Genomic DNA, 11,906 nt, shown 5'->3' with positions numbered 1-11,906 from the left:
ACATCAAGTACAGCTAATGCTGTAACTACTTTTTGTACCAAATTGATTCAATCTTTTCGGCTATTTGTTTGGCTTGAAATAATTCTTCCTTCTGAAGTAAAACAGTAACATGACCTAACTTTCTACCTGGACGAGATTGGTTTTTGCCGTACCAGTGAATATAACTATTAGGAATGGCAGCTAATTCATTTCTAATATTTAAATAATCATTTTCCGAATATTCATAACCAAGTAAATTTACCATCACTGCACCCGCAGATTTAAGTTGAGGAGAGCCTAAAGGTAAACCCGTAACAGCTTGTAATTGCATTTTAAACTGAGAAGTATCACAAGCATCCAAAGTATAATGTCCTGAATTATGAGTACGTGGTGCGACTTCATTCACCAACACCTTACCATCAGTAGTCAAAAATAATTCAATGCCAAAAATACCCACCACTTCTAACTTAGTTAATAAAGTAGTTGCGATCGCTTTTACTTGTTGTTGAACTTCTTCAGAAACATCTCCAGGTGCAATTACCCAACGACAAACTTGATCTTGCTGATAAGTTTCCACTACAGGATAGGTTACCACTTCACCTGATGCATTTCGAGCAGCCATGACAGCTAATTCCTTGCTAAAAGGAATATATTCTTCCATCAGCATTTCTGAAGTTGGTAAACGCTGACAGATTTCTGTTAAAGCTTGGTTATCTTTGAGGATAAATGTACCCTGTCCATCGTAACCATGACGACGCGCTTTTAAAACCACAGGAAAACCATAGAAAGAATTCACATTGATCGCACTAAACTGAGGTACAGGCAAACCAATTTGTTGTAAATAAGAGCGTTGTTCGTATTTATCTAATAAAGGAGATAAGGCAGTTAAACTAGGACAAAAAGAAACTCCCTGTTGTGCTACAACTTGTAATGCTTCAAGGTCAATAAACTCATTTTCAAAAGTAATCACATCGCAACGAGTAGCTAATTTAGCAGTAGCTTCAGCATCGTCTATAGAAGCGAAAATCACTTCTGTCGCTCTACTTACTGCTGGATCATCTTGGTTAGGAGTTTGTACAATTAATTCAATTCCTAAAGCTTGTGCTTCTTCTGCCATCATCCAAGCTAATTGTCCGCCACCAATAACACCAACTCGTTTACATTTCATGGTTTAAATCCAAATCAACCCCAAGATTAATAAACAATCACGAAACTTAGATATTTGTCAACCATTCCCTGGAATTGAACTCAAAGCAGCAATTGCGATCGCGTGTTCTACTTTCATATTAATCTCATGAGAATTTTCTTAAGGCAAAATTGACGTACTTCAAGTTATTTATTAACTCAGAAAAACAAATCGTGTATAACAGTTATCAATCTAAGAAAAGCCATATAGATCTTACTTTCGGGCAACAAAATTTTCAAACACACTACCAGTATCATTACCCCAATCCCAATTAGCAACAATTCCCACACGGTTAATTTTCAAACGCTTGCTCTTAGGATAAACATCGGTTAAAGCTCGATATAAAACTGGTTCTTGGTTAACAAAAACAGTGTAATTAATCCCATCAAAGACAACCCGAAATGTATGTTTTACACCCCAATAAACGCGACTACCCACATTAGTCCAAACAGCATCGTAAACATCTTCAAAGCCATTAAGAAAGAAAAAAGAACAAATAGCTGCACCACCGTAACAGTCATCTAACCAGTTATTAATAATAATGTAATTATCTCGGTCTTGCCAAAAAATTAAACCACCTCTACCTTTTTCTCTTTGCTTTCGTTGGGTTCCTGGCGGAGTAATATCTACCTGAAGATCAGCAAAATCAAGATTATCCCAAGCAATAGTATAAGCTGTACGTCCAGGATTAGGATTTTGGGGATTAGCTTGTACTTTAGCAGCATTATTCCCAGTAAGTGAGAATATTCCCCGTCCGATATCTTTACGCCAAATCTTTTCTCCTGTAGTGGTAGTTGTTTTAGCTAAATCTACCTCTTCAGTTCCTGTAAACTGCTCAGTGACAACAATTTCTTGTCCCTGTGCTTGCCAGGGAGAACCTAAATCGAGTGCAGCAGGAAAAGGTATTTGACGAGGATGAGCTTCCAAAGCTTGCCAATACTGTTCTACATCGTTTTGAACTGTATAAATTCCAACTCCTGTAGCATTTTGTAACCTAGTATCTGTAAACCATTGATTTAACCATAATTGACCGTTGATATAAATACCAATCGTTTCGCCATCGTCTAAAATTTGAACCGAATTAAGACTATTAGTTTTTAAACCCAAATCAAGACTTGTAGCTATTTCTATTTCCGTTCCTTCCTCAACCAAACAAACTTGACATTTGCGATCGCTCAATAACAACCGCCAGTAGTTTTGTTGATTCTGAATCCGCCAAACAATGCCTTCAACAGCAATATCGTCTGAGGTAAGGATCATGACATGAATTAAGCCAATTTCGCTTTCTGAATTCAGAATTGCCCAATTATCAAAACCCTTTGCCTTAACACCATTAGCTGTACGTTCATAACTACCAGTTTTGACTTGCCACACCCCTCCTATTTCAGCAGGAGAATTATCAAGCAAACCATTACCCTTCAAAGAATCGGCAACGCAAGCAGTACCATACCAATTATTAAGTTCTGAAATTTGTTGAACTTTAGCACCATAAATTCTGGTATCGACGCTAAAGCCTATTTGTCCCAACACACTTTGATAAACAGCAGCATAAACTGTTTGATCTTGATTAAACGGATCGATCGCTAAAGGACGTAAATTAGGATAAGCAGCTAAACCATGAGCATTAGGTAATGAAGCAGCATAATAAGCTGCTCCTTGTTCCCTTAAAATAACTACATAGTAAATGGGAATATTTTGTAAACCTCTTAAGACTCTTAATGGCTGATTCGCTACTCTTGCCCATAATTCTCCATTTTCTGTCCCAGTAGCATGAACAATAAATCCGTTTCCTTCTGCTAGAGGATTACTAGGAATTGCTTGGGAAAACCAACCTACAGCTAAATTTTCATTAATAGTAGGAATATCAACATATTTTTTACTACTAAGAATCCAGCGATAGATGCGCTCTCTCAGACTTTCTCGCTTATAACTACGCAACCAACCCCAAAATCTTTGGATTGGATTTTGGTGATGAGAACCTTCAGCCCATTGTTTCAGTCTGCGGAAGATACTCTCGGCATAGTCTCCTGATTGAGAAGTATTATGACCATTGAGGACAACAAAAGCACAAGCTAGTCCATTAGCACGAATATAAGGACCATAAGCAATTCCTTCTCTACCCCAACCAGCTTTAACTAGCGGAGAAAAACGCAAAGCACCATGATCGATAGTAATTAACTTTTCTGCATCTATTCCCTGACGAATAATTCCATCAGAGTTGTTACTACCTATTACTTTGCCTTTGGAAAGACTTTCGTTATAAAGATCCGTCAATAATTTGGGTTCTGTTTTCCTCATTGCTCGATGTCCTCAACCTAAGAGCGATGAAACATCCCCTAATCTTGGCATCAACTCTTCTGATTTGGCTATTGTTTCTATGAATAAACTACGCTAACCTGCTATAGCTGAGGTTAACGTTTTCAGAAGCCCTGAATCATTCCTATTCAACCATCAAAGAACAGAAAAGATCCGAACCGCAAGGCTGGTTTATGACAGCCCAAGAGCAATGACCACAAGCAAACCTTGTTTTAAGTTTTTTCTCAAAAATAAGCTAATATGCGACTAAAATTAGTTGCATATTGTTCGAGTAATCTTTCTATAATTAAAATAATTGATATGAAAAACTTAATGGAATATAAAGGCTATTTAGGCTCAGTAGATTACAACGATGAAGATAAAATTTTTTATGGTCGAGTAGAATATATTCGTAGTCTTATTAGTTACGAAGGTCATGATGTCGAGTCTTTACGCAATAGTTTTCAAGAAGCGGTAGACGATTATCTAGAGCTTGTTCGTAACCAAAATATTGAACCAGAACAGTCTTTTAAAGGAAGCTTCAAGATCCGAACTGGTAGCAATCTTCATCGACGTGCAGTTATTGTAGCTAAACAAAAAGGAATTAATCTTAATAAATTAGTCAACGAAGCTCTTGAAGAATATCTTAAAAATTATGTTTGAATTATTAATTGATAAAGAGAAATTGAGATTAGACTTGTTGCAAAATAAAAACGCTCATGCGATCAAGAAACAGCATCTAGCTTGACAAAAACTTTTTTCTTTATACAGCCATTAGATAAAAATTCCATAATCTACAAGCTGATTGTGTTATTTGATCGCCTGTCTCTATTCTCGCTTATTTCACAACAGGTCTTTTGTTTTGTCAGATTAGACTAGCTTCTGTTGAGAAAGCTCCCAAATGAGTTCTATAAGCCTCGTTCATTAAATTGCACTAGCAATTAAAGATGAGAGTATTAAAAACTTTCCATAGCATAGTTTTGAACCAGAGGTTGAGCAGGAGGTTCTATCAAACGAGAATAATGAATTAATAAACTGTCTGCTACTTTATGCCAAGAAAAGTAGTTTAACACTCGCTGACGACCTGCTTCACCCATGACAGTTCTTAATTGTTTGTCTTCAATCAATCGCATCATTGCTTCAGCTAAGGCGATAGGGTTATCAGGTTCAAATAAGAAACCAGTTTTTCCTTCTTCAACAATTCCCGTCATGCCACCAACTCGACTAGCAATTACAGGAAGTCCCATTGCCATCGCCTCTACTAAACTCATGCCAAAAGATTCGCTTAAAGAAGGATTGATGAGAAAATCTGCTTCTTGATAAAGTTCAACTAATTGAGAATGTTTAATCCCACCCACAAAAGAGACTTGATTAGCAACCTCAGATGAAAGTTGACTTTGTAGATATGAGTAATATTGTTTGGGAGTAAATTTAGCTAAACTAGCTACTGTTGGTTCATCGCTTAAAGTTGCAATAAATTCTGTTGGTGTGGGTTTATTTGGCCCTACAATCTGCAATTTAGTTTGGGGATATTGTTTCAAAACAATTTTGAAAGCATCAATTAAAGTATGTAGTCCTTTTTCTGGAGAAATACGTCCCACAAACAACAGCTTGAGACAGTCAGATTGACTCTCAGAATCGCTATTTTTAAGAAATTTCTCAACATCTACTCCATTAAAAACTGTTTGACAACGCTCTGCGAATTGAGGATAGCAAGCTTTAATTTTGTCTGTGATGTAATGACTACAACCAATAATTAGATCTACATCAGCTAGTCTTTTAGCCATTTTAGTTCGGTTGAGTTGACTCAACCATTCACAATGCATATGTAAAACAATTTTAATATTGGGATTAAATGCACGAATTAAAGGAACAAACTGAGAAAAGTTATGGATGTGAACTACATCGCATTGTTGTTGTCTGAGATCTAATGCCAAGGATAAAGCATAAATAACACCATACAATCTTGAAGCAAAATAATGTGATTTTGGAGAAAATTTATTAATTAATCGGCTTAATCGATTAACAACTTTCTCGAAAATGACCGATACTCTTCTATATTCTACTTGTTCACTCCATTCCACTGCTTTTTGCTTACGATTTTGACGAGCATAAACCACAACTTGACAAGATTGAGCTAATTGACGAGCAACTTGATAGTTCCAGATTGGAATTGAACCAGACTGAACTGGAGGAGTAACACTATCCCAGGGTTGATTTACTAAGGCTATTTTCACAAGTTTTTTTTATTTAGTATTTTTGATTTAAATATTTGTCGCAACTATAAATATTCATTCTGATATTCACAAGAATTTAGACTTTTTTATTGTCAGTTTAAATCTTGAAAAAGTTGATGTATATTTAGTTGAGTTGAATTAAATGGATTAAAAATTTAGCTAGACCATGCTTATCAAGCATTAAGATTAAACTATTAAAATCACTTTTTAAATCATAAAAAGCATTTATTTGTTACTTTTTTGTGTCGATAAATTAAAGGCTAATCTTAAAAAAAATTTTTGATAGCCTTGTGTTTATTCATTAGGCGTAAAAAAAAATCTTACGTTAAATGAAATATCGCATAATTGTTTTGTTTTCGTCTAGTGTTTTCGTCTATATTTACAATCACTTTAAATGTTTGCAAAAAAAAGATAAAGTTAAAGCTTACTACTAACTCTTAGTTGTAATTAGAAACTAGCAAAATCTTAAAATCTTTATTTGTTAACTTAAAGTTTGCGATCGCAAAGCAAACTAATTAAGGCTCAAACATTCATCACTGTCAGAGCCAACTTTTATTACTCTCAATTGATTTATTTAATTTAACGCTTTACTTTTTGACAAGCTAGACTTAATAGACTGCCAAGTACTAGATTTCCGTTGTTAAAATTTCCCTCATTAGCGATTGCCATCATTGCTTCAAATAAAAAAGCAGGAATAATATTCAACCCCCCAATCATCACAATCAAGAAAAACCATTTTTGCTGGTAACTGAAGCAAATGTATCTCGCTAAAATACCCAAAGGAATAAAAATTAATCCGTAGTATAACAGCTGATAAAATCGACTATTAGTAATAGTTAAATGAATCAGCGAACTAAAAGAAGGAGATAAATACCAAAAGAGTGTAGCTTCAGGAGAAAATTTAAAAGTATATTTATGAAATAAATCATCTATATATACTGATAAAGCTTGCTGATTATAATCAATAATTAAACGATGAGTTTGTGTATCTTTAAAAACATTTGGAATGATCAGTTCTGGTCTAGTTCCATTTTTTTTAGTTAAAGGAGTTCTTAATCGTAAACTAAGATGATTATGCCACTGTCCAATAGTTAAATTGCGATTAAAAGAGTCTTGAGAAAGAGAAATAATTCTAGCTGGTCCCGTTTGATCGCGATCGCTACTAGCCAGAGTTGTCATGATAATGAATTGGGAACTATTACGTAATTTTTCGTTAATGAATGCAGCATTGGTTTTTGTTTGTAGCCATCTTTCAGGATTTTGATTAACAACTTTTTCCTGCCAAACTAAATCGGAAGTATTTTCTTTGAGATTTTGATAATTACTTTGACTAGTTAAAATATAAGAAGCAATTAAAGAATCAATTTTTGAATTACAAAAAGTTGGTTGCTGCAAAATTTCAGCTATTTCTTGTTTGTCAAGAGATTGATCGGAAACACAAAATTCAAAAATTTGCCCATTCCAAGGTCTTTTTCCTGTAATTTCATTGCCCAAAGCTAAAGGATAATTAGAATTCCAATTACTTAAATCCCAAAGTTTCACCATTCCTTGCCAATGATAAGATAATAAACAAGCTAAATAAAAATATATCAAAAAAATAATAATAATTAAACTAGGAATCAATTTCCAAGTTTTTAATTTAATAAAGATATAAGTTAAAAAATTAATAATTAAAATCCCTAAAAACTTAAACACAAAAAAACCAACCAACCCACCCAAACTATTCATCAAGATATCTACATAAGTTGGGTTACGATTTGGTAAGAAAATTTGGCAAATTTCAACTAAAACAGAAAGAGTAAAACTTGATATCAAAACTACAGAAAAAGCTGTTAAGACTTTTAGTTTGAATTTTTTGGTTAAACAAGTAATGCCAAAACCGAAAGGAATAAATAAAAAAATATTGGCAATTAAATCATTAAAATCATCTGGTCTTGTCATCCGCGATCGCAGATAATCAAAACTCAATTGTTGGGCGACTTCCTGAAAGAAAAAATCATAAGGAAATAAAGTAGGAATAATTACCGACAAAAATCCCGCGATCGCAAATAAATTTGCCCACCAAGCTACTGAATTACTTGCAACAGTTTTAAAATATTTCATCTGTTTTCCCAAAAGATATCTCAGTCTACTTATTAACAAAAGCAATGAGTAGTTTACAAAGGTGTTACAGTAACCGAGACAAATTCTACTTAAGTTCGATACTATTTTTTTTCTTAAAGTTTTAGCCAACATATTAAATAGGCTGAAATTATTTCAGCCCATTCTGTTTTCAAGATCAAAACTTAATTAACGTGAGTTTGATGAAGTTAAATTAGTTCTAGACAGATTCATTACAAATAACTTGGTAGCTTTACTTAAATCTTCTTTAATACTATTTACTCTTTTTCTAAAACCTGGTGATAAACACATCCGTCTTGATAGTTGCAGATAAGCAAGTATTTTCTCATCCCAACTTAACTTAGTTCTGGAAATGATATGAAAATATTCACTATAGCGTTTCCATTGAGGAAGAATAATTTTGCCTTTATTTTTGGGGTCATACCAAACTGAAAGAGATTCATCATTGGGGTTAGCTCTTTGTGAAATCTTAGGATGATTACGACGATTAAAGAGATATTCAGGAATTTCAGCAAATTTACCTAAAAGAGCAACTTCTGCTAGTAAAACTCGATCTGCTTGGGGATATTTACCGATTAGGACAGTTTTTGCTAATTCACTGCGTCTGAATAATCCAAAAGCTTGAGTTCCGTGAAACCAACCATAGGTTTCTAATAATTGATATAAACGTTGATGAGGTTTATTTGCTGTAATAGGAATGTTTTCTGTATAAATTCCAGTTATTTGGTCTTGTTCGTTAATCAAATAAGCTTTAGGGTAAGCTAACACTACATCAGGACTTTTTTCTAATATTTCAACACACTTTTCTAAATAATCTGGGGCGCAAGTATCATCATGGGCAGCCCATTTAAAATACTTTCCTGATGATAATTCAAAAACTCGATTGTAGTTGTCTGCTGCACCTAAATTAGAATCATTACGATAGTAACGAATCCGAGCATCTTTAGCTGAATATTCTAAGCAAATTTCTTGAGTGCGATCGCTTGAAGCATTATCAGAAATAATTAATTCAAAATCTGTAAAAGTTTGATTTAATAATGAATCTAAGGCTTTACTTAAGTAATTTTCGCCATTATAAACAGGTATACCGATACTGACAGAGGGTTGATGATTTACCATAATTCACTTTGGTTTGTTTGATTAATAAAAATTTGAAATTAATCTTTAATTCCAATCAATTTTGTAATAGTTATTTTAGATAAAAATTATATTGAAACAATATTTTATTGAGGGTTGATAAAATTCTTTTTTATTGAAACCCCAACTGATTAAAATATCAATTATATTTAAAACATTTTTAAATTAATAAAAAACCGTGATTTAAATAATATATATACTAATTTTTTTTGTCCAGCGTTTTCAAGCTTCTTTATCTAAAATTTTTATTTCTATCAATCAAATCTATTTTTGTTCATACAAACTTAATAATAAGCTAATTTTACTTAACTTTTATGTGTAATAGAAAGTATTTCAGTCATCTCAGTTACCAGTAGAGACGTAACATATTACGTCTGTGCAGTTATTAGTTACTAATGCCTAAAAGTCACAAGAATTGCAATCAGAAATATTTTTGATAGCGAGGGACGGCGACGTAAACCTCGCCATATCCAATCGCTATATTGAGATTTTCCTCCTTATAAGAGGAGGCTTGTAACCTATTTTTGGGGTCAACCTAATTAAACGTTAAACTAATTTCCCCAAACCCCGTCTTACGCGATTACACTTCCGGAGGAAACTCTGTGTGTTTCGCACGCTATATCTGTAAGTCTCCAAATCAAGATTATTTAATGTTTAATTAAATGGAGCGGAGCTACTTAAAGAGCGGAATCAAATTGCCTTGTTTGTGAAAAACTCAATTAACCTTGCTTTATTCCAAGGATTTTAAGCATCTTTTTGATTCAGTTCTTTTTGTTTTGGCAGGAAATTGTTTGTGAATATTAGACATGATTGTATTAAATAAAACTTTTTAATTTACTCAATATATTTACGGATAACTTGAAATATTTTTTAAAGCAAAATTAAGAAAAATTTTATCATAATATTACATTCAATTTATGATTAATTTTTGGTTTGAAGCTTAGAATTAAAGCAAATATAAATTTTAATTTACTACTAAACATGAGAGTTGATCAGTTTAATTATTTATTTAAAATAAAATCTTTATTTACTTTTTTTGCTTTAACTATTTTTGCTACTTCTTATTGGTGTAACCAAACTCAGGCTCAAACTTCAACCAGACTAAAAGTTATTTTTACTCCTCCAGCAGAAAATAAACCTCAAACAACTATCAAAGGTGCAACTCGTAACAATGGACAATGCTTAGAACAGACAGAAAATGTTGCTGTTCCATTTACACCTTTATTGCCAATTACTAATCAAGGATTAACTATTGCTGCCCATCCTACCTTGTTATTTTACTTACCAAAAACCTCTGCCCAAAAAGTTTTTTTTAGTTGGCACGATGAAGATAGTGAAAGTTATTATCAAACTGTTATTTCACTTAATGGTAAATCTGGAATTATTAGCCTTACTTTTCCTAAAAAATCACCACCTTTAGAAATAGGCAAAACTTACAAGTGGTCATTAGCCATTATGTGTAATAATCGACTACAATCAGATAATCCGATGGTACAAGGGAAAATAAAAAGAGTAAAACTAGAATCGATTCTAGGTCAAAGTTTAAAAGATGCTAATTCTTTAGAAAGTGCTGTTCTGTATGGTAAAGCAGGTATTTGGCACGAAACGATCACCACTCTAGCTCAATCGGTAGTAGCACAACCAGAGGACAAGAATTTAGCACAAACCTGGAAAGAATTGCTCACATCGGTTGGATTAGAAGAAGTTGCTCAAGTTCCACTGGTTAAATCTACTTCATCCACTGAATCAGAAAATTAGCAGTTTTAAATATTACTATTACTCAAATACCACAATAGTGGGGAGAACATCAATTCAACCCCACCATTTAGTTTATTCATTAATTTAAAATTTTAATTCATGTGTAAATAGCTAGCTTCTGCCTCAAGTTGTCTAACAAGTCTGTCATCACCATTAGCTCTAGCGATTTCTAAACGATGTTCTAAACTTTTACGAAGGCTTTCGCGATGAATCGAAGCAGCTTGTTTTAAGATTTCCTGACGGTTTTTGTTCATAGTGTACTCTTTTTTATAAATAATTGTTGTATGCAATGCTATTAGAGAATAACATTTTTTGTTTGTTTAGTATATTTTGTAACTAAAAATTTAACAAATTATTGTATGTCCAGTGTGTTAACTTTATTAACCGATTTTGGCTGGCAAGATGTGTATGTCGGAGTAATGAAAGGAGTGATTGCACGGATCAATCCAGACTTACAGGTAGTCGATCTTACTCATGAAATTCCCCCTCAGAATCTTGCTGCTGGAAGATTTTGTTTACTAAATGCGTATAGTTATTTTCCAGAGGGAACAGTTCACGTTGCAGTGGTTGATCCTGGTGTAGGAAGCGATCGCAGAGGTGTCGCCATTGAGTTGGCAGGAGGTTGGTTGGTTGGTCCTGATAATGGTTTATTTAGTGGAATTTTAAGTCAGTATCCTATTTTAGCAGCAGTAGAATTAACTAATTCTGATTATTGGTTGAGTAGTCACCCTAGTCAAACTTTTCATGGACGAGATATTTTTGCCCCGGTGGGAGCGCATTTAGCTAGTGGTGTTGCTTTGAGTCAAATTGGACAGTCGATTGAACCAGCTAGTTTGGTGAGTTTACCTCTTCAACAATTACAGATTACGGAAACTTCTATTACTGGTTGTATTCAATATATAGACCACTTTGGGAATTTGATTACTAATATTCCAGAAGAAATGGTTAACCCATCTTGGTTAGTAAAAGTAAAAGATACAATCATTGCGATCGCTACGACTTATAGTCAGGTAAAACAGGGTGAAGCTATTGCGTTAGTTGGTAGTCACAATTGGCTGGAAATTGCCGTTAATAGAGGAAATGCTCAGAAAAACTTACAATTAAATTGGGGCGATCCAATCACAATTTTTAAGTAAAAAGTTAAATTGGATACAAGAGGAAGTGATCTGTCCTCGATTCATTTTGATAGCCTA

Annotated in this window: 9 protein-coding genes; 3 read left to right on the top strand and 6 right to left on the bottom strand. The window is 33.6% G+C overall.

Annotated features, from left to right (window positions below):
• Positions 1–25: 25 nt before the first annotated feature.
• A complete protein-coding gene (locus tag STA7437_RS06100) occupies positions 26–1,147 on the bottom strand; it encodes a 5-(carboxyamino)imidazole ribonucleotide synthase (RefSeq protein WP_015192502.1) in 1,122 nt (373 codons plus the stop codon).
• Positions 1,148–1,378: 231 nt separating this feature from the next.
• Positions 1,379–3,463, bottom strand: coding sequence for a hypothetical protein (locus tag STA7437_RS06095; RefSeq protein WP_015192501.1), 2,085 nt, complete (start codon positions 3,461–3,463; stop codon positions 1,379–1,381).
• A gap of 318 nt (positions 3,464–3,781) precedes the next feature.
• Between STA7437_RS06095 and STA7437_RS06090 the strand changes: the two genes are divergently transcribed.
• Positions 3,782–4,123 carry a type II toxin-antitoxin system HicB family antitoxin gene (locus STA7437_RS06090; RefSeq protein WP_041619215.1) on the top strand — a complete coding sequence of 114 codons (342 nt, stop codon included), beginning with the start codon at positions 3,782–3,784 and terminating at the stop codon, positions 4,121–4,123.
• Positions 4,124–4,416: 293 nt separating this feature from the next.
• Here the strand turns inward: STA7437_RS06090 and STA7437_RS06085 are convergent, their stop codons facing one another.
• From STA7437_RS06085 to STA7437_RS06075, 3 genes are all read right to left on the bottom strand, one after another.
• The gene (locus STA7437_RS06085; protein WP_015192499.1) at positions 4,417–5,697 is read right to left on the bottom strand and encodes a glycosyltransferase family 4 protein; all 1,281 of its coding nucleotides are present in this window, start codon (positions 5,695–5,697) and stop codon (positions 4,417–4,419) included.
• Positions 5,698–6,276: 579 nt separating this feature from the next.
• Positions 6,277–7,800: a VanZ family protein gene (locus tag STA7437_RS06080; RefSeq protein WP_041619213.1), complete on the bottom strand. Its 1,524-nt coding sequence runs from the start codon at positions 7,798–7,800 to the stop codon at positions 6,277–6,279.
• A gap of 186 nt (positions 7,801–7,986) precedes the next feature.
• Positions 7,987–8,937: a glycosyltransferase family 2 protein gene (locus tag STA7437_RS06075; RefSeq protein WP_015192497.1), complete on the bottom strand. Its 951-nt coding sequence runs from the start codon at positions 8,935–8,937 to the stop codon at positions 7,987–7,989.
• Positions 8,938–9,936: 999 nt separating this feature from the next.
• On the opposite strand from STA7437_RS06075, the gene STA7437_RS06070 reads away from it, so the two are divergent.
• Positions 9,937–10,713: a DUF928 domain-containing protein gene (locus STA7437_RS06070; protein WP_015192496.1), complete on the top strand. Its 777-nt coding sequence runs from the start codon at positions 9,937–9,939 to the stop codon at positions 10,711–10,713.
• 92 nt (positions 10,714–10,805) lie between these two features.
• Here the strand turns inward: STA7437_RS06070 and pirA are convergent, their stop codons facing one another.
• Complete coding sequence (pirA, locus tag STA7437_RS26495; protein ID WP_015192495.1) at positions 10,806–10,967, bottom strand: arginine synthesis PII-interacting regulator PirA; 162 nt, start codon at positions 10,965–10,967, stop codon at positions 10,806–10,808.
• 105 nt (positions 10,968–11,072) lie between these two features.
• On the opposite strand from pirA, the gene STA7437_RS06065 reads away from it, so the two are divergent.
• Positions 11,073–11,849, top strand: a complete 777-nt coding sequence (locus STA7437_RS06065) for an SAM hydrolase/SAM-dependent halogenase family protein (RefSeq protein ID WP_015192494.1) — start codon at positions 11,073–11,075, stop codon at positions 11,847–11,849.
• Positions 11,850–11,906: the final 57 nt, after the last annotated feature.

Source organism: Stanieria cyanosphaera PCC 7437 (genome assembly GCF_000317575.1).
GTDB lineage: Bacteria > Cyanobacteriota > Cyanobacteriia > Cyanobacteriales > Xenococcaceae > Stanieria > Stanieria cyanosphaera.
The sequence above is the reverse complement of the archived record's forward strand: the minus strand, read 5'-3'. Positions and strand labels throughout refer to the sequence as shown.